Below are 23,993 nucleotides of genomic sequence, written 5' to 3'. Positions count from 1 at the left end.
CTGCGGGTCCGTTCTGCTGACGGCGGACGCCTGACGGCGGACGGTCCCCGGCCGCGCCGCCGTCCCGGCGCCCGCCGTCCCCTGCCCGCCGCACGCCGCACCCCCCGACCCCACCGCATGCGTCGCGCACGCACCGCACCGAGAACGAAGCGAGCCGCCGCCCATGGGCACCCCCGAGCTGATCTCCCCGCGCTCCCCCCGCGTCGCCGCCGCCCGCCGGCTGGCCCGGCGAAACGTCCGGAGCAAGGAGCGCCGGTTCATCGCCGAGGGCCCGCAGGCCGTACGGGAGGCGGTCGCCCACCGCACCGGCGGCGAAGCCACCCTCACCGAGCTGTTCGCCACCGCCGAGGCCGCCGAACGGTACCCGGATCTCGTCGCCGCCGCCCGCGCCGCCGGGGCCCGGGTGCACACGGCCTCCGCCGAGGTGCTGGGCGAGGTCTCGCAGACGGTCACCCCGCAGGGGCTGGTCGGTGTCTGCCGCTTCCTCGACTCGCCCTTCGGGGAGATCACCGCCGCCCGGCCCCGGCTGGTCGCCGTGCTGGCGAACGTCCGCGATCCCGGCAACGCCGGCACCGTGCTGCGCTGCGCCGACGCCGCGGGCGCCGACGCCGTGGTGCTCACCGACGCCTCCGTCGACCTCTACAACCCCAAGGCGGTACGGGCCTCGGTCGGCAGCGTCTTCCACCTGCCCGTCGCCGTGGGGGTGCCCGTCGAGCGGGTGGTGAGCGGGCTGCGGGAGGCCGGGCTGCGTGTCCTGGCCGCCGACGGCGCCGGGGAACGGGACCTCGACGGCGAGCTCGACGCCGGCACGATGGGCACCCCCACCGCCTGGGTCTTCGGCAACGAGGCCTGGGGCCTGCCCGAGGAGACCCGCGCCCTCGCCGACGCGGTGGTACGGGTCCCGATCCACGGAAAGGCCGAGAGTCTGAACCTCGCGACCGCGGCGGCCGTATGCCTCTATGCCTCGGCCCGTGCGCAGCGTGCATCCGGAGGGTGCCGCTCCGTCACTTTCAGCTAGTAGGGTTGCGGCCCGGGGCCGACTTCAGGGGGTGCGGTGAGGGACGTCAGGACTTCGGGGCGGCCGGTGCCGGACACCGGGCCGCCGGTCTCGGCGGCCGACTGGAGCCCCGGGCCGTCCGCCCTCGGCGTCGATCCGGACGACCTGCCGGACGGCCTGGTCGTCGCCGACGAGAACGGCCGCGTCATCTGCTTCAACGCGGCCGCGCAGCGGATCACCGCGCTCCGGCCCTCCCAGGTGCTGGGGCTCCCGCTGGAGCGCGCCCTCCCGCTGGAGGACCTGGAGGGCCGCCGCTGGTGGGCGTGCACCGACCCGTACGGCGGGCTGGCCACGCGGGCCGGCCAGCCCGAGCGGAATCTCTTACTCCCCGGCGGCCGCGAGGTGCTGGTCTCCGCCCGCTACATACGCCGCCGCCGGCTGGGCCCGGTGCACCGGCTCGTGATCTCCCTGCGCGGCACCGAGGCCCGCCGCCGCACCGAGCGGAGCCACGCCGAGCTGATCGCCACCGTCGCCCACGAACTGCGCTCGCCGCTCACCTCCGTGAAGGGGTTCACCGCCACCCTCCTCGCCAAGTGGGAGCGGTTCACGGACGACCAGAAGCGGCTGATGCTGGAGACCGTCGACGCCGACGCCGACCGCGTCACCCGGCTCATCGCCGAACTGCTCGACATCTCCCGGATCGACTCCGGCCGGCTGGAGATACACCGGCAGCCGGTGGACATGGCCGCCGCCGTCCGGCGCCACGTCGCGGCGCACGTCGGCGCCGGGGAGCCGGAGGACCGCTTCGCCGTCCGCGTCGCGGGGCCGCTGCCCGCGCTCTGGGCGGATCCGGACAAGGTGGACCAGGTCCTCGGCAACCTGCTGGAAAATGCCGTGCGCCACGGCGAGGGAACCGTCACCATCGAGGTGTCAGCCGCCCATCCGCCGAACGAGGGGACATCCGTCACCGTGAGCGATGAGGGCCCCGGGATCCCGGAGGAGTCGATGAGCCGCGTCTTCACCCGCTTCTGGCGGGGCAGCAAGCGCGGCGGCACCGGCCTGGGCCTGTACATCGTCAAGGGGATCGTGGAGGCCCACGGCGGGACGATCGAGGTCGGCCGCGCCCCCGGCGGCGGCGCCCGCTTCCGGTTCACGCTGCCCGTCGCCGCTCCGTCCTTCCTGGTCTGAGCGGCCGCGGGCTCTCCCGTCCCCCGCGCCCCGTAGACTCGGGCGGTGGCACTCCGGGCTGCTCCGGCAGCCGGCAGCCACCGAGCACGGGCCGCGCAGTCAGCCAATCGGAAACACGGGAAGAGATGTCGGCACCCAATAAGTCGTACGACCCTGTCGAGGTCGAGGCACTGAAACCGGAACAGATCGCCCGGATGCGGGACGAGGCGCTCGCCGCCATCGCCGCCGCCGGGGATCTCGCGGCCCTGCACGAGGCGAAGGTGGCCCACGCCGGTGACCGCTCGCCGCTCGCCCTCGCCAACCGCGAGATCGGCGCCCTCCCGCCGCACGCCAAGGCCGACGCCGGCAAGCGCGTCGGCGGCGCCCGCGGCGAGGTGAAGCGTGCGCTGGCGGCCCGCCAGGCGGAGCTGGAGGCGGAGCGCGACGAGCGCGTGCTGGTCGAGGAGGCGGTGGACGTCACGCTGCCCTACGACCGCGAGCCGGCCGGCGCCCGGCACCCGCTGACCACGCTCATGGAGCGCATCGAGGACATCTTCGTCGCCATGGGTTACGAGGTGGCCGAGGGCCCCGAGGTCGAGTCGGAGTGGCTGAACTTCGACGCCCTCAACATCGCCCCGGACCACCCGGCCCGCACCATGCAGGACACCTTCTTCGTCGAGTCCGCCGCCACGGACCGCGACCAGTCCGGCGTCGTGCTGCGCACCCACACCTCCCCGGTGCAGATCCGCTCGATGCTGGACCGCGAGCCGCCGGTCTACGTCATCTGCCCCGGCCGCGTCTACCGCACCGACGAGCTGGACGCCACCCACACCCCGGTCTTCCACCAGGTCGAGCTGCTCGCCGTCGACGAGGGCCTGACCATGGCGGACCTCAAGGGCACCCTGGACCACATGGTCCAGTCCCTCTTCGGCGAGGGCATGACGACCCGGCTGCGGCCGAACTACTTCCCCTTCACCGAGCCCTCCGCCGAGATGGACATGGAGTGCTACGTCTGCCGCGGCGCCTCCGTCGGCGACCCGGACCGCCCCTGCCGCACCTGCGGCAGCGAGGGCTGGATCGAGCTGGGCGGCTGCGGCATGGTCAACCCGCGGGTGCTCACCGCCTGCGGCGTCGACCCGGAGAAGTACAGCGGATTCGCCTTCGGGTTCGGCATCGAGCGGATGCTGATGTTCCGCCACAACGTCGAGGACATGCGAGACATGGTCGAGGGTGACGTGCGCTTCACCCGGCCCTTCGGGATGGAGATCTGATGCGGGTCCCGCTCAGCTGGCTGCGGGAGTATGTCGACCTCCCCACCGGACAGACCGGTCGTGACGTCCAGGCCCGGCTCATCGCCGCCGGCCTGGAGGTCGAGACCGTCGAACAGCTCGGCACCGGCCTCAAGGGCCCCCTGGTGGTCGGCGAGGTGCTGGCCATCGAGGAGCTCACCGGCTTCCGGAAGCCCATCCGCTACTGCCAGGTGAACGTCGGCGCCGCCAACGGCACCGGCGAACCGCAGAACATCGTCTGCGGCGCGCGGAACTTCGCCGTGGGCGACAAGGTCGTCGTGGTCCTGCCCGGCGCCGTGCTCCCGGGCGACTTCGCCATCTCGGCGCGGAAGACCTACGGCAAGACGTCCGAGGGCATGATCTGCTCGGCCGCCGAACTGGGCATGTCCGAGGACCACGAGGGCATCATCGTCCTCCCGCCGGGCCACGAGCCGGGCACCGACGCGATCGAGCTGCTCGAACTCGCCGACGAGGTCCTGGACATCGCCGTCACCCCCGACCGCGGCTACTGCCTCTCGATGCGCGGCATCGCCCGCGAGGCGGCCACCGCCTACGGCGTACCGCTGCGCGACCCGGCGCTGCTCGACGTGCCCGCGCCCAACGAGCACGGCCACCCCGTCGAGGTCGCCGACCCGCGTGCCTGCGACCGCTTCACCGCCCGCACGGTCACCGGCCTCGACCCCGAGGCGCACTCACCGGTCTGGCTCCAGCGGCGGCTGCAGAAGGCCGGGATGCGGCCCATCTCCCTGGCCGTGGACATCACCAACTACGTGATGCTCGAACTCGGCCAGCCGCTGCACGCCTACGACCGCGCCCGGCTCGACGGACCCATCGGTGTCCGCCGCGCCGGGCCCGGCGAGAAGCTCACCACCCTCGACGGCGTCCAGCGCGTCCTCGACCCCGAGGACCTGGTCATCACCGACCGCCGCGGACCCATCGGGCTCGCCGGTGTCATGGGCGGCGCCAACACCGAGATCGGCGACGCGGTGACCGACCCGGAGACCGGCACGGTCACCGGCGGCACCACCGACGTCGTCATCGAGGCCGCCCACTTCGACCCGGTGACGGTCGCCCGGACCGCCCGCCGGCACAGGCTGTCCTCCGAGGCGTCCAGGCGCTTCGAGCGCGGCGTCGACCCCGAGGCCGCCTCGGCCGCCGCCCAGCGCGCCGTCGACCTGCTGGTGCTGCTCGCCGGCGGCTCCGCCGAGGCCGGGGTCACCGAGGTCGTCACGCCCTCCGGTCCGCACACCATCAAGATCGCCGCGGACCATCCCGACCGCGTCGCGGGTGTCGCCTACGGCCGCGAGACCGTCGTCCGCCGCCTCCAGGAGATCGGCTGCGACGTCTACGGGCAGGACGAACTCACCGTCACCGCGCCCAGCTGGCGGCCCGACCTCACCGACCCCAACGACCTCGCCGAGGAGGTCATCCGGCTGGAGGGTTACGAGAACCTGCCCTCCACCCTGCCGAGGCCGCCCGCCGGCCGGGGCCTGACCGAGCGGCAGCGGCTGCACCGCCGGGTGGGCCGCGCCCTCGCCGGCGCCGGCTGCACCGAGGCGCTCAGCTACCCGTTCCTCGGGGAGAGCGTCTTCGACCAGCTGGGGCTGGACGCGGACGACCCGCGCCGCACCGTGGTGCGGCTGGCCAATCCGCTCGCCGACACCGAACCCGCGCTGCGCACCACCCTGCTGCCGGGCCTGCTGGCCGCGCTGCGCCGCAACGACGGGCGCGGCGAGCACGACCTGGCACTCTTCGAGACCGGGCTGGTCTTCCGGCCGACCGGGGCGGAGAAGCCCGGCCCACGGCTGCCCGTCGACCGCCGCCCCACCGAGGAGGAGCTCGCCGGGCTCGCCGCCGCGCTGCCGGACCAGCCGCGCCGCGCCGCGGTGGTGCTCTCCGGGGCCCGCCGCCCGGACGGCTGGTGGGGCAAGGGCTCCGCAGCGAACTGGGCGGACGCCGTCGAGGCCGGCCGCACGGTCGCCCGCGAGGCCGGCGTCGGGCTGACGGTCCGCCAGGACCGGCACGCCCCCTGGCACCCGGGCCGCTGCGCGGCGCTGCTCGCGTCCGTCGACGGGGAGGAGCGGGTCGTCGGGCACGCCGGCGAACTGCACCCCCGGGCCGTGAAGGCGCTCGGGCTGCCCGAGCGCACCTGCGCGATGGAGATCGACCTCGACCTCCTGGAGCGGGCCGGCACGGGCACGCTCCGGGCCCCCCGGATCTCCACGTTCCCGGTGGCCACGCAGGACGTCGCCCTGGTCGTGGACGGTTCCGTGGCCGCGGCCGACGTCGCCGCCGCACTGGGCGCCGGGGCCGGGGAACTCCTGGAGTCGCTGCGGCTGTTCGACGTGTTCACCGGCGAGCAGCTCGGCGAGGGCCGGAAGTCCCTCGCGTACACGCTGCGCTTCCGGGCGCCGGACCGCACGCTGACCGCCGAGGAGATCTCCGCGGCGCGCGACGCGGCGGTGGCGGCGGCCGCCGACCGCACGGGGGCGGTGCTGCGCGGCGCCTGACCGCCCGCGCCCGTACGCCCGACGGCGTCACCGAGGGGGCGCTCCGGAGCTCACGGCTCCGGGGCGCCCCCTCGCCCGTGCGCGGACCGGGGGTGCGGAGCGTGCCGGGCCGGGGCGTGGCCCGGGTCCGGGTCCGGGCCCGGGGCGGCCGCGGCGTACGGCGCCGTGGGGGTGCGGGCCCGCGCCGAGGCGTGCGCCCCGGCGCGGTGAACGTCAACTCGCCGTGGGTTCTCACCCGTTGCCCGAGCACAGTCATGGCGGTGCCGTGGGCCCGGTTCCCGGGCGCCGATGGTCGGGAGAACCGCCCGGACCGCCAAGGAATCCCTGGTCAGCGTCGTCGCAGGGGTGGCACTCGGGAGTCCGGTGGTCGCGCCGGGGCTGCCCGGCATCCCTTCGCGTCCGGGAAACGAACAGCTCGCACGATCGGGTGAAGTCGGCCCAACGGAGTGCGTATCGCCGCCCGGAGCCGAAAGACTCGACGCGTTTCGCCGTGGGCCCCGCAGACCAACCGGAGCCCGTCCGCCGGGAGACCGCCCGGGGGGTGCCCGCAGGAGACCCGGGCACGGCGCAGCGCGCCGGCCCGGCGACTCCGACCGGCCGGGCCGGCGGACGGACCACCGAGGGGGAGTTCGCCGGCATGAACCGTCTCCGGACCACGCGCGTCCCCGGCAGCGGCTCCCGTGCGCTGCTGCGCGGATCGCTCATAGCCCTGCCCGTCCTGTGGATCCTGGCCGTCGCCGGATGGGAACTGCTGCGGCCGGCCGGCCCGGACCTGACACCGCTGCTCGCGGCGGCGCCCGCTCTCGCCTGTGCGGGCAGCGGCCGCCGGTGCTGCGTCCTCGTCAGCGGGGCCGGGGCCCTGCTCGTTCTCCTGCTGCTCGGCATTCCGGGCGGCGGTCCGGCGGCGGGTCTCCGTACCGGCGTCTCCTGCGCCGTCGTCACGGCGCTCGTGGCCGCCTGCCTGTCGACGGGCCGCGGGCAGCGGCTGCTCCGGGAGCTGGAGCGCACCCGCGCGGTCGCCGTCGCCGCCCAGCAGGTGCTGCTCCGCCCGCTGCCCGCCGCGGTCGGGGGTTTCACCACCGCGGTGCGGCATCTCTCCGCGACCCGCGGCGCCTCGGTCGGCGGTGATCTGTACGAGGCACTGGACACCCCGTACGGCCTGCGGATCGTCGTGGGCGATGTCCGCGGCCACGGCCTGGCCGCGATCGGCACCGTCGCCGCCGTCCTCGGCTGCTTCCGGGAGGCGGCCCACGAGGAGCGGGATCTGGCCGGAGTGCTGCGCCGGCTGGAGCGCGCCCTGGGCCGGCATCTGGGGGAGGGGCCGGGCGAGGAGGGCCGGGAACCGCCCGGGCGGGACCCGTTCGCCGAGGAGTTCGTCACTGTCCTGCTGCTGGAACTGCGTCCGGGCGAGGAACTGTCGGTCCTCAACTGCGGCCATCCCTGGCCCTACCGGTTGCGGACGGCGGCCGCGTGCGGTGACGGACCCGGTGCCGCGGGGGAGGGGGACAACGGGACCGGCGAGGGTCCCGAGCCGGATGCGTGCCCCGAAGGAGCCGAAACGGGGTGCAGTAACAAGCCCATGGCTCCCACCGGGACGGAGCGAGCCGCAACCGCTGCCCCCGCGGAAGGGGCCCGCTCCCCGGTGCCCGACGGGGATCCCGGCCGCCCGCTGCCCACGGGGAAGCGCGCGGGCCCGGACGCCGGGCCGGAACCGGGGTCCCCGGACGGCCCGGCGTCCGCCCGGAAGCCCGGAGGCCCGTTCCGCGCGGGGACATCCGCACCCGTGGCGGCCGCCGGGGAACCCGGGGGCGCGGACGCGGACGCGGATGCGTCCCGGCCCGGCCCTTCTGCGTCCCGGCCGGAGGGCTTCGCGTCCCGGCCGGGTGAGTCCCGGGTGCAGCCGCTCAGCGACGCCGACCCCCTGCCGCCGCTCGGCGCCTTCCCGTTGCCCGAGCGGCTCCCGGTGCGCCTGCTGCCACCGCTCGGGACGGAGGAGCTGCTGCTGCTGCACACCGACGGGACGGAGGAGGCCCGCGACGCCGCGGGGCGTTTCTTCCCGCTGGCGGGCGCCCTGGAGGCCGCCGTGACGACCGGTGCGGTCGGCACACCGGAAGAACTCGTCGACCGCGTGCAGACGGCGCTGCTGGGGCACACCGGCGGCCGGCTGGCGGACGATGTGGCGCTGCTCGCGGTACGGCCCGGCATGCCGCACGTCCCGGCCGGCCGGACCGCACCGGCGACGACCGGCGGCACCGTCTCCCCTCCGTCCCCGGCCGGCTGACGAGTGGGGGTATCGCCGGGATACGGGCCGAAGGGGCCAGGAGTTGCTCTTGAAGCTTTGACGGGCGCCGGGATCACTCGGCGCTGCCGGTGTCCTCGGCGAGGATGCGGTAGACGGTGGCGACCGAGGGGCGCTTGCCCGGGTTCTCGCCCGGGGCGATGACGAGTCTGCGGGCGGTCTCGGGGACGGGGACGCCGTTGGCTCGCAGGCTGCGGGCGTAGGCGGCCATGTCGTCGTCGACGACCTCGGGGCGTCCGTCGATCCCCGGCCCCGTCTCCCCCGCGCGGCCGGGGCCGCGGTCGGCGGCGTTCTTCGCCTCCAGCTCGGCGCGGAGCCGGGGGACGGGCGTGAAGCGCGGGTGTGGTACTTGAGGGCGACCTTGCCGCCGCGGGCGCGGCCGGTGCTTCCGGCCGGCACCTCACACATGGGGCAGTCGAACTGTTCGACTGCGGCGCGGACCGGGGCCGGGGCCCGACCGCGGCCGCGGGGGCCGGCACCCGGCCCCGTCCCGAACCGGTTCCCGGGCTGTCCGTGCAGGATCGTGTGCGCGGGGGACCGCCCGCCCCGCCCCCGCCGTTCCGCCCCGGCCGGGTACCGGCGGGGACCGGCGGGGACCGCCGGGGACCGGCGGGGACCGCCGGGGACCTCCGGTACGGGAGCCCGGCCCGGCGCCCGTACCGGAGGTGGCCGGTTCCCGCCCGGCCCTGTCGCCGCTCCTCTACGCTGTGTTCACCCCGAGCGCACCGGGAGGGGCGATGGAGCCCAACACCCTGCTCGACGCCGTCCTCGGCGAGGCGGGCATTTCGCATGCCGGGCTGGCCGCGCACGTCAACGAGGCCGGGCGGGCCCGGGGCCTGACGCTGCGTTACGAGCACACCGCCGTCGCCCGCTGGCTGAAGGGCCAGCGCCCGCGCGGCCAGGTGCCGGACCTCATCTGCGAGGTGCTGGGCGAGCGGGTGCGGCGTGCGCTCACCCTCGACGACATCGGCTTCGGCCCGCCCGGTGCCGGCCACGCGCCGCACGGCACGCCGCTCGCCGGCTTCGTCGACCGGGCCACGGCCCTGTGGCGGTCCGACGAGCAGCAGCGCCCGCATGTGGTGGGCGCCCCGGCGGTGACCGGGACCCCCGCCGTGATGCCCGTCTGGGAGTGGGAGAACCCGCCCGAGGACGCGGACGTCTCACGCCACGGGCCGGTGCGGGTGGGGCTCGCGGACATCGAGATGCTGCGCACCGCCCGCGCCCACTACGAGCAGATGTACCGCAGGGCGGGCGGGGTGGCGACGAGATCCCGGATCGTGGGCTTCCTCAACGCCGAGACGGCGCCGCTGCTGCGCGGCGGCTACACCGACGCCACCGGCCGGCTGCTGCACCGTGCCGTCGGCGGGCTGGTGGCCGTGGCGGGTATCTGCGCGTACGACTCGGACGCGTACGGGCTGGCGCAGCGCTACTTCCACCAGGCGCTGCGGCTGGCCAAGGCCAGCGGTGACCGGGGGCTGGGTGCCTACACGATCGCGCTGCTCGTCAACCAGTCCCTGCACACGGGGGAGTTCCGGCAGGCGGTGGCCTTCGCCGAGACGGCGCTGCGCGCGGCGGGGCCGCACATCACGCCGGCGCTCTCCGCGGACCTGTACGCGATGCAGGCCAAGGCGTACGCGAAGCTGGGGGACGGGCGGTCGGCCCTGGCCTGCATCCGGCGGGCGGAGCGGGCGGCGGAGAGCATCCGGCGGGGGCAGGAACCGGCCGAGACCGGCTATGTGCAGCCGGGGCTGGTCAATGTGCAGGTGGCCGAGGCGCTGCTGAGCCTCGGTGACCTGGGGGCCGCGTACGAGCACGCGGTGGCGGCGGTCGGCAGTCCCGCGCACGACCGCGGGCGGGTGCACCGGCTGGCGCTGTTCACGCAGATCGAGCTGTGCCGGGGTGACGCCGATCGGGCCGCGGCCACGGTGGTGGAAATGACCGAGCGGGTGCGGGGCATGGAGTCGCGGCGGCTCCGGGACCGGCTCCGCGCCGTACGGGAAGACCTCGTGGCGAGCAGGTGTGCCGCGAGCGCCGAGGCCGCCGAACTGATCGACCGGACTCTGCGCGTACCGCTCTGAGGCCCCGGGGGAGGGGTCCGCTGTGTCGGCTGGACGGGGGCGGAAGGTGGCGGATTCGTGCGATGGAAGAACGCCGGCGAACGCACCGTGTACGAGAACCGCTGGTTCCGGGTGAACCTCGCCGATGTCGAACTCCCCGACGGGCGCCGTCTCGACCATTACGTGATCCGGCTCCGGCCGGTCGCCGCCGCCACCGTCGTCAATGAGGCCAATGAGGTGCTGCTGCTGTGGCGGCACCGTTTCATCACCGGGACGTACGGCTGGGAGCTGGCGGCCGGTGTCGTCGAGGACCGTGAGGACTGCGCGCTCGCGGCGGCCCGGGAGATGGAGGAGGAGACGGGGTGGCGGCCCGGCCGGCTGCGGCATCTGCTGTCGGTGGAGCCGTCCAACGGGCTGACGGACGCCCGGCATCACATCTACTGGACGGACGAGGCCGAGTACGTCGGGCAGCCGGCCGACGCCTTCGAGTCGGACCGGAGGGAGTGGGTGCCGCTGAAGCTGGTGCCGGACATGGTGGCGCGCGGCGAGGTGCCCGCGGCGAACATGGCGGCGGCTCTGCTGATGCTCCATCACCTCCGGTGCGGTGGGTGAGCTCCGTCCGCGCGGCCGGCCCGGTGGTGCCGGTAGTGGCCCTCGGCACCGTCCTCCCGGGATACGGAGGCGTGCGGACGGACTGGCGGCCGGACTGGCGGACGGGCGGGCCGGCGGACGGCCGGAACGGGGGCCGGAGGACGGCGTGCGGCCGGAGGGCCCCCGGGACCGCCGGGGCAGCCGCGCAGGGGGAGCGTCCGTGCGCCGGGTGTGCACCGCGGGTCCGCCGGTGCGGGAGGGGCCGGTCCGGGCGGCTGTGGACCGTGGTGCGGGGGCGCACACCCCGTGTGAAGCGCGCACCCTCACCGCGCCCGCGCACACGCTCCCCGGCGCGGCGTGCACCGTGATGGAGTCGGGGGTGTGTCCGGAGCCACCCGGTTACCGGGACGCGGGGCTTCCCCCCTGTTCCCGCGTCCCGCCGCCGCCCCGTTCGCCCGTCCCGGCGAGCGGGGCGGCGGGCTGTCCGGGGTGCGGGGCGGCCGGCCGGGGCGGGTGGTGCGTGGCCGCGGCGGGTCTCCGCCCCGGTGCCCTGGGCCGCGGTCCCCGCGCGTGCGCGGCGGGGCCGGGCGCGGGGGCCCCGGGGCGGCGCCTTCCCCGGCGGGCGGGTCCTGCTGCCCCGCTCACGCGTAGTCGTAGAACCCGGAGGCCGTCTTGCGGCCGAGGCGGCCGGCGTCGACCATGCGCTGGAGCAGCGGGGGAGCGGCGTAGAGCGGCTCCTTGTACTCCTCGTACATCGAGTACGCGACCGAGGCGACGGTGTCCAGGCCGATGAGGTCGGCCAGTTTCAGCGGGCCCATGGGGTGGGCGCAGCCCATTTCCATGCCGTTGTCGATGTCCTCGCGGCTGGCGATGCCCGACTCGAACATCCGGATCGCGGAGAGCAGATACGGGATCAGCAGGGCGTTGACGACGAAGCCGGAGCGGTCCTGGGCGCGGATGGCGTGCTTGCCGAGGACGGCGGTGACGATCTCCTCGGTGCGCTTGATCGTCTCGTCGCCGGTGGTCAGCGCGGGGATCAGCTCGACGAGGCGCTGCACCGGGGCCGGGTTGAAGAAGTGGATGCCGATGACCTGGTCGGGGCGGGAGGTGGCGACGGCCAGTTTGACCAGGGGGATGGAGGAGGTGTTGGAGGCGAGGATCGCGTCCGGCCGGGTCACGACCTGGTCGAGGACCTGGAAGATCTCGGTCTTGACCTGCTCGTTCTCCACGACGGCCTCGACGACGAGGTCGCGGTCGGCGAATGCGCCGAGGTCGGTGGTGAAGCTCAGCCGGTCCAGCGTGGCGTCCCGCTCCTCCTGGGTGATCTTGCCGCGGCCGGCGGCCCGGTCCAGGGAGGTGGTGAGCCGGGTGCGGCCCAGTTCCAGGGCTTCCCCGGTGGTCTCGGCGACCATGACGTCCAGGCCGGCGCGGGCGCAGACCTCCGCGATCCCCGCGCCCATCTGCCCGCAGCCCACCACTCCGACGCGTTCGATGTCGGTCACATCGTGCCTTTCGCTGATCTTCATCGGACGGCCGGCCTCCGGGGTCTCCGGCGGCGGGCCCGGCCCAGACGTTACCCGCCGTCCCGGTGTGGCGTGGGCGCCGGGGCGGAATGCTGGCCCCGGACCCCGTGCTGACACCGGGGCGGAGCCGGAGAGAGGACACGCACAGGTGCGAGGCCGGGAACGGATGAGCCGGCGGCGCTTCGCCGCCGTGGCGGCGGGCAGCCTGTCCCTGCTGGTGTCGGGTGACGCCCTGGGCACGGAGGCCCGGTGGCGCGCGGAGGGCGCCGGGGGAAGCGGGGGCCGGGCCGTGCCGGAGACCAGGGGGATGTGGGTGGCGTCCGTGTCCAACCGGGACTGGCCGTCGCGGCCGGGGCTGCCGGCCGCCGAGCAGCGGGCCGAGCTGGCCGCGGTGCTCGACCTGGCCGTGCGGCGGCGGCTCAACACCGTCATCCTGCAGGTCCGGCCGACCGCCGACGCGCTGTGGCCGTCCCGGTACGAGCCGTGGTCGGAGTATCTCACCGGTGTGCAGGGCCGGGACCCGGGCTGGGACCCGCTGGCCTTCGCGGTGCGCGAGGCCCACCGCCGGGGGCTGGCGCTGCACGCCTGGTTCAACCCGTACCGGATCGCCAACCACGCCGAGCCGGAGCGGCTGGCGGAGAGCCATCCGGCCCGCCGGAACCCGGGGTGGGTGGTGCCCTACGGCGGCAAGCTGTACTACAACCCGGGGCTGCCGGAAGTGCGCCGCTTCGTGCAGGACGCGATGCTGGACGCCGTGCGGCGCTACGCCGTCGACGCCGTGCACTGGGACGACTACTTCTATCCGTATCCGGTCGCCGGGGAGCACTTCGACGACGACGCCGCCTACGCGGCGCACGGCGGCGGCTTCCCCGACCGGGCGGCCTGGCGGCGGGACAACACCGACCGGCTGGTGCGGGAGACGGCGGCCCGGATCGAGCGGCTCCGGCCGGGGACGCGGTTCGGCATCAGTCCGTTCGGAGTCTGGCGCAACCGCTCCTCGGACCCGGCCGGCTCCGACACGAACGCCGGGGTGCAGACCTACGACGACCTGTACGCCGACACCCGCAGGTGGGTCCGGGAACGCTGGATCGACCACGTCGTCCCCCAGGTGTACTGGCATCTGGGCTTCGAGGCGGCCGACTACGCCACGCTGGTGCGGTGGTGGGCGGAGACGGTCCGGGGGACGGGCGTCGCGCTGCACGTCGGCGAGGCGCTCTACAAGGCCGGGGACCCGGCGCAGCCCGCGGCGTGGCAGGATCCGGCGGAGCTCTCCCGGCATCTGGCCTTCGCCCGGGACATTCCGGAGGTGGCCGGGCATGTGTTCCTCTCCGCCCGGGAGGTCGCGGCCGACCGCATCGGCGCGATGGACCGGGTCGTCGACGACCACTATCCGGCGGCGGAGCCGCTGTGGCGCTGAGCCTCGTAAACGCGCCCCGTCCGGGCGGAGGGCGGGGGCACGGCCGTGCCCCGGTACGCGGCCCGGCGGGTGAGCCGTCCGCGTAGCCGGGGCACCGGCGCCGGCACGCAGCCGCCGCGCCGGACCGGCGCGGGGCGGTCCCGGTCACCGCATCAGGCGGGTTCGGTGCCGCGCCGTTCGTGCTGGACGACGCTGTCCGGGCCGGGCGACATCAGTGCCTCGTGCCCGTCGTCGAACCGCACCCGGTACGGGGGTTCGCCGTGCGTTCCCAGGACTTCGATGATCTGTGCGGTCCTGTCGTGCTGGCCGACGCTTCTGCCGTGCATCACCAGCGTGTCGCCCACTTTGGCTTCCATCTCGGGTCCTCCCGGTTCGCGAGGGCGATGGCGCCGCGGTGTCCGCGGGTCGTCTTCGAGTCTAGGACCGGACGGGGCCGATGGCCCCTGCACGGACAGGCTCCCCGCGGACCCCCGCCGGCCCGCCCGCCGTCCCGCCCGCTGGGTGACGGCGATGCAGGCGAGGACGGCGGTCGCGGTGAGCGGCGCCGCGGGCTCCGGCTCCTCGCCGAGGAACAGCACCGCCCACAGGAGGGTCAGCAGCGGCTGCGCGAGCTGGAGCTGCCCGGCGCGGGCGACGCCGATGGCCGCCATCGCGCGATACCAGACGACCATCCCCAGGAACTGGGAGCAGGCGAGCCAGAGGAGGCCGCCGATCGCGGGCCCGGCCGGCGCGAAGGGCTCCCGTGCCAGCGCGGCCGCGAGCCCCGGCAGGGCGAGGGGCAGGCAGGCGACGAGCGCCCAGGCGATCACCTGCCAGCCGGGCATCAGCCGCGCCAGCCGCCCGCCCTCCGTGTAGCCGGCGGCGCACACCAGCAGGGAGGCGCCGAGCAGGAGGTCCCCGGAGCCGGGCCCGCCGCCGCCGCGGGTCAGGGCGAAGGCGGTGACGGCCGTCGCCCCGGCCAGTGCCGCGCCCCAGAAGGCCGGGGAGTGCCGGGTCCGGGTTCGTACGGCCGCGAACACGGCGGTGGTGAGCGGCAGCAGACCGATGACCACGGCGGCGTGCGAGGCCGTCGACGTCCGCAGCGCCAGTGTGGTGAGCAGGGGGAAGCCGATGACGACTCCGGCGGCGACGGTGAGCAGCCCCGGCCAGTGGCGGCGTTCGGGCACGGGGACGCGCAGGGCCAGCAGGCAGCCGCCCGCGGTCAGGGCCGCGAGGAGGGCGCGGGCGGCGGTGACGGTCCACGGGCCCATGCCCTCCAGGGCCCAGAGGGTGGCCGGAAAGGTGAACGAGAAGGCGGCGACGCCGAGCGCGGCGAGGGCGGTCCCGGCGTGAGCGGAGGAGGGACGTCCGGCCCGGTGCCCGGCGCCGGCGCCGACTCCGGATCCGTCCCTGCGGCCGGGGCCGTCCGCGGGGCCCGGCGCGGGGCTCGTCACCGGGCGGGAGCGCGGTGGCGGGCCGGTGCTCCCGCCGCTGTCCGGGGTGCGGTCGCGGGAGGCGGGTCCGGAGGGGGGTCCGGAGGCGGGTCCGGAGGGGGGACCGGGCCGCAGCGCTATCCCCTGGCCGTCAGTAGCGCTATCGTTGTCTCTCATGTATGAGCGTAGCAGTGTCGGCGAACTCGCGGATACGCTCCGATCCGAGATTCAGCGCTACTCGCCCGGAGAGAAACTGCCGTCCAGCCGGGCCCTGGTCGAGCGCTACCGGGTGAGTCCGGTGACGGTGTCGCGGGCCCTGTCCGCGCTCGCCGCCGAGGGACTGGTCGTCACCCGTCCCGGTGCCGGCGCCTTCCGGGCCCGGCCCACCCCTCCCGCGTCCCGGCCCGCCGACACCTCCTGGCAGGAGGTCGCCCTGAGCGCCGAACCGGCCGGCACCGCCCCCGGCGAGCCGCTGCCGCGCGCGGTGGACGCCTCCGGGCTGCTGGCCACCCTGGCCGCGCCCCCGTCCGGCGTCGTCGAGTTCAACGGCGGCTATCCGCACCCCTCGCTCCAGCCCGAACGCGCGCTCGCCGCCGCCCTCTCCCGCGCCGGCCGGCGCCCCGGTGCCTGGGGGCGGCCGCCGATGGAGGGGCTGCCCGAGCTGCGCGCGTGGTTCGCCCGGGACATCGGCGGGCCCGGCGGGGCGCTCGCCCCGTCCGACGTCCTGATCACCGCGGGCGGGCAGAGCGCCCTGACCACCGCGCTCCGCGCGCTCGCGCCCCCCGGCGCCGCCGTCCTCGTGGAGTCGCCCACCTACCCGGGGCTGCTGGCGGTCGCCCGGGCGGCGGGGCTGCGGCCCGTCCCGGTGCCGGCCGACACCGGCGGCGTCCGTACGGAACTGCTGACCGATGCCTTCCGGGCCACCGGCGCCCGGGTCTTCGTCTGCCAGCCGCTCTTCCAGAATCCGACCGGCGCGGTGCTCGCCCCCGACCGCCGTGCCGGGGTGCTGCGGGCGGCCCGGGAGGCCGGGGCGTTCGTCGTCGAGGACGACTACGCCCGCGGGCTCGCCCACGAGGACGCCGGTCCGCTGCCGCCGCCGCTGGCCGCCGACGACCCGGACGGCGTCGTCGTCCACATCCGCTCCCTCACCAAGACCGCCTCGCCCAGCCTGCGGGTGGCCGCCCTGGCGGCCCGGGGCCCGGTGATGCGGCGGCTGCGCGCCATCCAGGTCGTCGACAGCTTCTTCGTGCCGCGCCCGCTCCAGGAGGCGGCGCTGGAACTCGTCGGATCGCCCGCCTGGCGCCGCCACCTCCGCGGTATCGCGGCAGCGCTCCGGAGCCGGCGGGAGGCGCTCGCCACCGCTCTGGCCCGGGAGCTGCCGGAGGCCCGGCCGGTGCTCCTCCCCTCGGGAGGCGGCCATCTCTGGCTGCGGCTGGAGCCGGGCCTGGACGACGAGACGGTGGCCGCGGAGGCGTTCCGGGCCGGTGTCGCCGTGGCCCCGGGGCGGCCGTACTTCGCCGCCGAACCGCCCGCGGCGCACCTCCGGGTCGCCTACGCCGCGGTGGCGGGCACCGGCGAGATCGCCGAGGGGGCGCGACGGCTGCGTGCGGCCTTCGCGAGCGTGCGGGCGGCGGGCGGTGCCGATGCCCCTGCCGCCGCCGCGCTCTCCGGCTGACCCGCCGCCCGGACCCCCGCTCCGGCGCGGATCCGGCGGCCACGGGGTGCCGGACCGGCGCGCCGGCCACCCGCCCGCGAAAACCGGGGCCGTCCTTGATGCGGTTCCGGCCATTGTGGCGGACCATGGGCTCAGGGACCGGGGTGCGACGGAAGGCAAGGGGGCGCATGTGACGGTGGAGCCGGAACTGGTGCCCTCACCGGTCGACCCCTCCTGGGCCGACGTGGTGATCGGCCTGCTGAGCCGCACCAGCGCGTCCGGCCTGCTCACCCTGGCCAAGGAGGCCGCCCTCGCCGCCGTCGGCTCACGGGCCGGCGCCGTCTACATCCGGCAGGACGACGGGCGGCTGCGGCTGGCCACCACCACCGGATACGGCGAGTACATCGTGGAGCGGTACGGCTCCGTCGACCCCGAGGCCGATCTGCCGGTCGCCGAGGCCGCCCGGGAATGCCGTCTGGTGTGGCGGCCCACCCGCGAGTACAGCGGGCTGGGCGCCGACGCGGCCCGTTTCCCGAGCCCCAGCGCCTATGCCTCGGTGCCGCTGATGATCGAGGACCGGTGCCTGGCCGTCCTCTCCCTTCAGCTCGATCGCGGCGAACCGCTCTCGCAGAGCGAGGAACGCACCCTCAGCCTCATCGCCGCCGTCGCCGCGCAGCGCCTGGAGTACCTCCTCTCCCGGGAGAGCAAGGTGCTCACGGCGGGCGTCCCCCGTCTCGACCAGGCCGTGCGGCTGGTGGAGAGCCGCACCCGGGCCGCGCGCCTGGAGCTGGCCATGGCCAGCGCGGACATCGGCGCCTTCGACTGGGACTTCGCCTCCGGCCGGCTGGTGTGGGACGAACGGACGTGCCGGCTCTTCGGCGTGGAGCCCGACGCCTTCGACGAGCGGATCGACACCTTCTACGCCCACATCCACCCCGAGGACCGGGCCGCCGTCCACGCCGCGGCCCGCACCAGCATGCGGACCGGCTTCTACTCCGCTCTCTACCGGATCGTCCGGCCGGACGGGGCGGTCCGCTGGATCGACGCCAAGGCGAGCGTCGTCCGGGACCCGGAGGGCAAGCCGCAGGGCATGGTGGGGGTCGCCCAGGACCGCACCGAGGAGCGGGAGCACGAGGAACGGCGCCACGCGCGCCGCGAGTTCGTCCTCACCCTGACGGCCGCCTTCGGCACGGCGCTCTCCACCCAGGACGTGGTGGACACCATGACCGGCACGGTGCTGCCCGCTCTCGACGCGAACGCGCTGGCCATCCACCTCGTCCGGGCCGGCGACGTGGTGCTGGCCGGGGCCGCGGGCTACCCGGACGACGTGCTGCGGCGGCTGCGCGAGAGCAGCATGGGGCAGCCCGACAGCCCGATGTCCGCCGCCCTGCGCGCCGGGACCCCCCTCTTCTTCGAGACGCGGGAGGACTTCCGGGCGGCGTTCCCGGACGAGAGCTTCCGCCCCGCCCCCCGCCACCACGCCTGGGCGCTGCTGCCCCTCACCACCGCCGACGGCACGGTCGGCAGCTGCATCCTCTCCTACGCCGAGCCCCGGGTCTTCACGGCCGACGACCAGATCGTGACCACCGCCATCGCCGGCATCCTGGCGCAGTCCCTGGCCCGCGCCCGCCTGTACGACCAGCGCCGGCAGGCGATGACGGAACTCCAGCGGGTGATGCTGCCCCGCGGTCTCCCGCGGCTGCCGGGCGTGGAGGTGGCCGTCCGCTACCGGCCCGGCTCCGAGGGGCTGGACGTCGGCGGCGACTGGTACGACGTCGTCCGGCTCCCCGGCGGCAAGGTCGGGCTGATGATCGGTGACGTCCAGGGCCACAGCGCGCAGGCCGCCGCCGTGATGGGCCAGCTCCGCACGGCGCTGCTCGCCTACGCCGACGACGGCCACGGCCCGGCCGACCTGATGGCCTGCGGCAACCGCATGCTCTGCGGACTGGACACCGACCTCTTCGCGACCTGCTGCATCGTGGAGCTCGACCCGGCCACCGGAACCCTGCGGATGGCGCGCGCCGGGCACCCGTACCCCCTGCTGCTGGAGGCGGACGGCACGGTGCGGGAGCTCGACTGCCCGGGTGGCCTGCCGCTGGCCTGCCAGCTGGACGACGAATACCCCGTGGTGACCGACCACCTGGCGCCGGGCGCGACCCTGCTGCTGTACACCGACGGTCTCGTGGAGAGCCGGGAGCACAGCTACGACGAGGGAGTGGCCGAACTGGTGCGCGCCCTGTCCAGCTGGCAGGACGGCGGCCCGGCCGGCGGCGGGGCCGCGCGGGGCGTCCGCGCCGCGCGGAACGGCGGCTCCCCGCGGGGTGCTCCGGCCGCGGCCCGGGGCCGGTCCGGTCTGGACGCCCTGGCCGACCGGATAACTGCCCCGTCCGCGGGCCGCACCGCCCAGGACGACATCGCCGTCCTCCTCGTCCGCCGCAGGGACTGACCCGCGGACCGGCCCGGGACCGGCCCGGGACCGGCCCGGGACCGGCCCGGGACCGGCCCGGGACCGGCCCGGGACCGGCCCGGGACCGAAGCGGAAAGGGGAGCGGCGACCGGGCGGCGGACCCGCCGGAAGGCCCGCCGGAGCCGGTGCCTAGTCTCATCGGCACACGGCACACGGCACACGGCACACGGCACACGGCACACGGCATGTACACGGCGGCAGCTGCGCGGCGGCCCGTACACGGCACACGGCACACGACACAACGGAGAACAGCACTGTGCGCGACGCGGACGGAAGACCCGGCCGGAGACTGGCGATCGCCGCTCTGGCCCTGATCGTGGCCGGCCTGGGCACCTTGGCGGCGGGGGTGGCCTGGCTCCGCGCCGACTACATCACCACCATCATCTCCAGCGACCACATGGCGCCGACCCACCGGCGCGGCGACCTCATCGTGGCGGAGCGCACCGACGGGTCCGGGGTGCGCGCCGGCGACGTCGTCCTCTTCCAGGACAAGAAGTGGGCCCCCGGCGGGCAGCTGGTGATGGAACGGGTCATCGGCACCGGCGGCGACCGGGTGTCCTGCTGCGAGGGGGGCCAGGTCTCGGTCAACGGCGAGCCGCTCGCGGAGCCGTACGTCCTGGAGGACGACCCCGTCGGCGCGCCGGGCAAGACCTACGACGTGAAGGTCCCCGAGGGCCGGCTGTTCGTGCTCGGCGACTACCGCGCCAACGCGGCGGACTCCCGCTACCACCTCGACGACGGCCGGCAGGGCACGGTCGCGGCGAGCACGGTGCGCGGCCGGGTCCTGGACGACGGCCCGTCGGCGCTGCTGTTGCCGGGCGCCGTCGCGATCCTCGGCGCTCTGCTGACGTCCACCGGTCTGGTCCTCGGCATGGCCGCGTGGATCGTGCGGCGCCGCGCCAGGATGGTGCCGCGGCAGCGGTGAGCCGGGGAGGCCGGTGGGTGCGGGGAGCCCGGCGCACGCGGCGGTCCCCGCCGCCGTTCCGCCGGTTCAGCCGTCCTGCGCGGGGCGCGCGGCGCGCGCCAGCAGCAGGTCCCGCTCCCGGGCGTTGCGGGTCAGGGAAGCCGCGCGCCCGAACTCCGCTCGGGCCTCCTCGTCCCGGCCCAGGCGCTGCAGCAGATCCCCGCGGACGCTCGGCAGCAAGTGGTAGTCCCTGAGGGCGGGTTCGGCTGTCAGGGCGTCGACGAGGCGCAGCCCGGCCGCCGGGCCCTCCGCCATCGAGACGGCGACGGCCCGGTTCAGCCCGACCACCGGGGAGGGCATCAGCTCCAGCAGCCGCCCGTACAGCGCGGCGATCGCCGCCCAGTCGGTGTCCTCGTAGCGGACCGCCCGCGCGTGGCAGGCCGCGATCGCGGCCTGGACGGCGTACGGGCCGCGGCCCGCGCGGAGCAGGGCCTCGGCGCCGCGGAGGATGAGCAGCCGGTTCCACCGCGAGCGGTCCTGGTCGGCGAGCAGCACCGGCTCCCCGTCCGGCCCCGTGCGGGCCGGTATGCGGGAGGCCTGGAACTCCAGCAGCGCCAGCAGGCCCTGCACCTCGGGCTCCGCGGGCATCAGGTTGGCCAGGACGCGGGCGAGGCGGAGCGCGTCCTCACACAGCGCGGGCCGGCACAGGTCGTCGCCGGCCGTCGCCGCGTACCCCTCGTTGAAGACCAGGTAGATGACCTCCAGCACCGAGGAGAGACGGGCCTCCCGGTCGGCGCCGCGGGGGACCTCGAAGGGGACGCCGGCCTTGGCGAGCGTGCGTTTGGCGCGCACCACGCGCTGGGCGACCGTCGGCTCGGGGACGAGGAAGGCGCGGGCGATCTCGCCGGTCGTCAGGCCCCCGAGCAGACGCAGCGTGAGGGCGGCCCGGGCCTCCCGGGACAGCATGGGATGGCAGGCGGTGAAGATGAGGCGCAGCAGGTCGTCGTCGATGGTGTCCGGGTCGCCGAGGTTCTCCGGGCCGGGCGGCGGCACGTCCTCCAGGGTCCGCCCCACCTCCGCGAGTTTGCGCGCGTAGGTTTCCCTTCGGCGCACGAGGTCGATGGCGCGGTGCCGGGCAGTGGCCATGAGCCAGGCGCCCGGCTTGTCCGGGATGCCCGACTCCGGCCACTGCTCCAGCGCCGCGACCAGCGCGTCCTGCGCGAGTTCCTCGGCGATGCCCACGTCCCGCACCACGCGGGTGACGGCGGCTGTGATCCGCGCGGACTCGATCCGGAACACCGCTTCGACCGTCTCGGCCGCATCCCCTGCCGTCACGGCCACCCATCAGAGCAGCCGCGGCCCGGCGGGGGCAAGCCGCGCCGGACCATCGCCGGGAGGGTCAGCCCTCGGCGATCTGGCGGACCTCGGCGGTGATGGTCCAGTACTCCTCGTGGGTCCGCAGGAACCGCGTGGCCCACTCCAGGGCCTCGGCCTTGTCCTTGGCCTGGATGAGGGAGTAGCCGCCGATGACCTCCTTGCTCTCGGTGAACGGCCCGTCGGTGCAGCTGATCTTCCCGCCGGACCAGGTCACCCGGGTGCCCTCGGAGGTCGGAGTGAGCCCGGCCGTGTCGAGCATGACCCCGGCCTTGGTGATCTCCTCGAACAGGGCGCCCATGCGCTCCTGCAGTTCGGGGCTGGGGCCCTCGGCGGGGGCGTTCTTCTCGTCGATGCGGATCAGTGTCAGGAAACGCGGCACGGTGGCTGCTCCTCGGTCGGACGGACGGGGCCCTTCCCCGCCTCTCACCGGTACGTCGAACGGGAGACGGCCGGATCGACACCCAGGGCGGGATTTTCTCCGGAGTTTTTTCCGCCGCGCGGTCGGGACGGTCCGGACGGGCCCGCGCGGGGCCGGGTCCGGCGGAGCCGGGGGCCGGGGGTGGGTGGGACAAGGCGGGGCCGGGTCCCGCCGACCGTCGATCCCGCGGCCGTGCGCGGTGCGGCCGTACGGCTCGCGCACCCGGCCGGCCGGGTGCGCGGCGGTGCGCCGCAGCGGCGGTGCGGCGGCGCGGCGGTGCGGTGGCGTGGTGGCGCGGCGGTGCGGTGGCGTGGTGGCGCGGCGGTGCGGTGGCGTGGTGGCGCGGCGGTGCGGTGGCGTGGCGGTGCGGTGGCGTGGCGGTGCGGTGGCGCCCGGACGACGGTCCGGCGCCGGCTGCCGCACGCCGCGGCCACCTTGCCGGCCCGGGCTACGAGCGGCGGCGGGGCCGGCCGCGCTTGCCGCCCCTGGTGCCGCCGGAACCGCCCCGCGGGTTCTTCCCGGCGGTCTTTCCGGCGGCCCTCCCGGCCGTCTTCCCCGTCGTTGTCCGGGCCGGTTTGCCGGCCTGCTTGCCGGCCGCCGGCGCCCGCCGTGTGCCGCCCTTGGCGTCGCCGCGCTTGTCCTTCGCCGGGGCCGGGGCCGGGGCCGGGGCCGGCCGGCCCCGTGTGCTGTTGACCGTCCGCCCGCGGACGATGCCGATGAACTGTTCGACCAGGTCGGTGGTGGCGTCCTCGCGCCACGACAGCGCGACGCGCGACTGCGGGGCGTCCGTGAGCGGCCGGTAGGTGAGGTCCCGGCGGTGGTGGAGCCGGGCGAGGGACTGCGGGACGACGAGCAGACCCACCCCGGCGGCCACCAGTTCGACGGCGTCGGCCGTGGTGGCGGGGCGCTCCTTCGCGGGCTGCCCCGGGAGGCCCTCCCAGGCGAGGGTGTCGTCGAGAGGGTGCAGCACGATCTCGTCGGCGAGATCTCCGGGCGCCACCTCGTCGGCCGCCGTCACGACGTGGTCCTTCGGGACCACCACCACGGTGGTCTCGGTGTAGAGGGGGATCGCGTGGAGGTCCGTGCGGTCGGCCGGCAGCCGCAGGAAGCCGGCGTCGGCGCCGCCGTCCCGCAGGACGTCCGCCGCGCCGGCGGCGGGCACCGGGACGAGGTCCAGCGGCACCGCGGGCAGCCGCTCCCGCCAGATCCGCACCCACTTCGCCGGCGTCACGCCCGGGACATACGCGAGCCGGAACGAAGGGGGATCCTCAGGGTCTTCCGCGCCTGTCACCGAGCCTGTCACGCGGGCCAGGCTACCGGGCCGTGGTCGGGGCCATCGCACGCGCTCGTTACCCTTGACGGCATGACGTCGCACCAGAACACCCAGACGATGAAGCCCGCGACCGCGGCGAAGAAGCTGGGTGTGTACCTCCGGGCCACCCCCGCCGAGTTCCAGGAGGGCGTGGTCTCGCGCGGCGAGCTGAACGCGCTGCGGGCCGACCCGCCGGAGTGGCTGCGGGAACTGCGGCGCGATGGCCCGCACCCCCGGCCGGTGGTCGCGGCGAAGCTGGGCGTCTCGATCTCGGGTCTCGCCCGCGGCGGCGTCACGGAAGCCCTGACGACGGAGCAGATCGAGGCGCTGAAGCGGGACGCACCCGAGTGGCTGCGGCAGGAACGTGCCACGCAGGCCGAGGTCCGGAGGGAAGCGGCACGCCTCCGGGAGAAGAAGGAGCACGCGGCCCGGGACGCCGAGCCCGGCCGGCCGCGTCCCTGACGGCGTCCGGCACCGTCCGGCACCGTCCGGCAGGGGAGCAGGAGGGATGTGGTCCGGAGACCCGCCCGATCCGGAACCGCGGCCTGTGTTTGCGTATCCGTCGAATGTTCCGCCCGCGGGGCGGGGGACCTCCACGA

The 23,993-nt window shown here is 75.8% G+C and carries 18 protein-coding genes; 12 read left to right on the top strand and 6 right to left on the bottom strand.

Annotation, left to right across the window (positions count from 1 at the left end):
- Positions 1–163: 163 nt before the first annotated feature.
- The 5 genes from KBZ10_RS07020 (at position 164) to KBZ10_RS30470 (ending at position 8,244) form a co-directional block, all read left to right on the top strand.
- A complete protein-coding gene (locus KBZ10_RS07020) occupies positions 164–1,018 on the top strand; it encodes an RNA methyltransferase (protein WP_210986615.1) in 855 nt (284 codons plus the stop codon).
- Between the two features lie 66 nt (positions 1,019–1,084).
- On the top strand, positions 1,085–2,185 hold the full coding sequence (locus KBZ10_RS07015; RefSeq protein ID WP_210986614.1) for an ATP-binding protein: 1,101 nt from the start codon (positions 1,085–1,087) through the stop codon (positions 2,183–2,185).
- 125 nt (positions 2,186–2,310) lie between these two features.
- Positions 2,311–3,435, top strand: coding sequence for a phenylalanine--tRNA ligase subunit alpha (gene pheS, locus KBZ10_RS07010; protein ID WP_210986613.1), 1,125 nt, complete (start codon positions 2,311–2,313; stop codon positions 3,433–3,435).
- A complete protein-coding gene (gene pheT, locus KBZ10_RS07005) occupies positions 3,435–5,963 on the top strand; it encodes a phenylalanine--tRNA ligase subunit beta (RefSeq protein WP_210986612.1) in 2,529 nt (842 codons plus the stop codon). Before pheS ends, pheT begins: the two co-directional genes overlap by 1 nt.
- A gap of 637 nt (positions 5,964–6,600) precedes the next feature.
- On the top strand, positions 6,601–8,244 hold the full coding sequence (locus KBZ10_RS30470) for a SpoIIE family protein phosphatase (protein WP_374223316.1): 1,644 nt from the start codon (positions 6,601–6,603) through the stop codon (positions 8,242–8,244).
- 73 nt (positions 8,245–8,317) lie between these two features.
- Here KBZ10_RS30470 and KBZ10_RS06990 read toward each other — a convergent pair whose 3' ends face one another.
- Positions 8,318–8,473 carry a hypothetical protein gene (locus KBZ10_RS06990; RefSeq protein ID WP_210986611.1) on the bottom strand — a complete coding sequence of 52 codons (156 nt, stop codon included), beginning with the start codon at positions 8,471–8,473 and terminating at the stop codon, positions 8,318–8,320.
- Positions 8,474–8,999: 526 nt separating this feature from the next.
- On the opposite strand from KBZ10_RS06990, the gene KBZ10_RS06985 reads away from it, so the two are divergent.
- Entirely contained in the window at positions 9,000–10,340 is a 1,341-nt protein-coding gene (locus KBZ10_RS06985) for a transcriptional regulator (RefSeq protein WP_210986610.1), read from the top strand.
- Positions 10,341–10,397: 57 nt separating this feature from the next.
- Positions 10,398–10,931: an NUDIX hydrolase gene (locus KBZ10_RS06980; protein WP_210986609.1), complete on the top strand. Its 534-nt coding sequence runs from the start codon at positions 10,398–10,400 to the stop codon at positions 10,929–10,931.
- A 620-nt stretch (positions 10,932–11,551) separates the two neighbouring features.
- Here the strand turns inward: KBZ10_RS06980 and KBZ10_RS06975 are convergent.
- Entirely contained in the window at positions 11,552–12,412 is an 861-nt protein-coding gene (locus tag KBZ10_RS06975; protein ID WP_210986709.1) for a 3-hydroxybutyryl-CoA dehydrogenase, read from the bottom strand.
- A 187-nt stretch (positions 12,413–12,599) separates the two neighbouring features.
- On the opposite strand from KBZ10_RS06975, the gene KBZ10_RS06970 reads away from it, so the two are divergent.
- Positions 12,600–13,850 (top strand): glycoside hydrolase family 10 protein, encoded by a 1,251-nt coding sequence (locus KBZ10_RS06970; protein WP_210986708.1) that lies wholly within the window; start codon positions 12,600–12,602, stop codon positions 13,848–13,850.
- 152 nt (positions 13,851–14,002) lie between these two features.
- On the opposite strand, the gene KBZ10_RS29195 is transcribed toward KBZ10_RS06970, so the two are convergent.
- Complete coding sequence (locus tag KBZ10_RS29195) at positions 14,003–15,439, bottom strand: DUF1918 domain-containing protein (RefSeq protein ID WP_210986608.1); 1,437 nt, start codon at positions 15,437–15,439, stop codon at positions 14,003–14,005.
- On the opposite strand from KBZ10_RS29195, the gene KBZ10_RS06960 reads away from it, so the two are divergent.
- From KBZ10_RS06960 to lepB, 3 genes are all read left to right on the top strand, one after another.
- The gene (locus KBZ10_RS06960; RefSeq protein WP_210986607.1) at positions 15,438–16,937 is read left to right on the top strand and encodes a PLP-dependent aminotransferase family protein; all 1,500 of its coding nucleotides are present in this window, start codon (positions 15,438–15,440) and stop codon (positions 16,935–16,937) included. The two genes, KBZ10_RS29195 and KBZ10_RS06960, sit on opposite strands and share 2 nt — an antisense overlap.
- 169 nt (positions 16,938–17,106) lie before the next feature.
- Positions 17,107–19,362 carry a SpoIIE family protein phosphatase gene (locus KBZ10_RS06955; protein WP_210986606.1) on the top strand — a complete coding sequence of 752 codons (2,256 nt, stop codon included), beginning with the start codon at positions 17,107–17,109 and terminating at the stop codon, positions 19,360–19,362.
- A gap of 277 nt (positions 19,363–19,639) precedes the next feature.
- Positions 19,640–20,308 carry a signal peptidase I gene (gene lepB / locus KBZ10_RS06950; protein ID WP_210986605.1) on the top strand — a complete coding sequence of 223 codons (669 nt, stop codon included), beginning with the start codon at positions 19,640–19,642 and terminating at the stop codon, positions 20,306–20,308.
- A gap of 66 nt (positions 20,309–20,374) precedes the next feature.
- On the opposite strand, the gene KBZ10_RS06945 is transcribed toward lepB, so the two are convergent.
- From KBZ10_RS06945 to KBZ10_RS06935, 3 genes are all read right to left on the bottom strand, one after another.
- Entirely contained in the window at positions 20,375–21,628 is a 1,254-nt protein-coding gene (locus KBZ10_RS06945; RefSeq protein WP_210986604.1) for an RNA polymerase sigma factor, read from the bottom strand.
- Between the two features lie 58 nt (positions 21,629–21,686).
- Positions 21,687–22,043: a YciI family protein gene (locus KBZ10_RS06940; protein ID WP_210986603.1), complete on the bottom strand. Its 357-nt coding sequence runs from the start codon at positions 22,041–22,043 to the stop codon at positions 21,687–21,689.
- Positions 22,044–22,530: 487 nt separating this feature from the next.
- Entirely contained in the window at positions 22,531–23,373 is an 843-nt protein-coding gene (locus tag KBZ10_RS06935; protein ID WP_210986707.1) for a LysR substrate-binding domain-containing protein, read from the bottom strand.
- A gap of 72 nt (positions 23,374–23,445) precedes the next feature.
- On the opposite strand from KBZ10_RS06935, the gene KBZ10_RS06930 reads away from it, so the two are divergent.
- Complete coding sequence (locus tag KBZ10_RS06930; RefSeq protein ID WP_210986602.1) at positions 23,446–23,856, top strand: DUF5997 family protein; 411 nt, start codon at positions 23,446–23,448, stop codon at positions 23,854–23,856.
- Positions 23,857–23,993 lie beyond the last annotated feature (137 nt).

The sequence above is a fragment of the Streptomyces sp. F63 genome, assembly GCF_018070345.1.
Classification (GTDB): domain Bacteria; phylum Actinomycetota; class Actinomycetes; order Streptomycetales; family Streptomycetaceae; genus Streptomyces.
The sequence above is the reverse complement of the archived record's forward strand: the minus strand, read 5'-3'. Positions and strand labels throughout refer to the sequence as shown.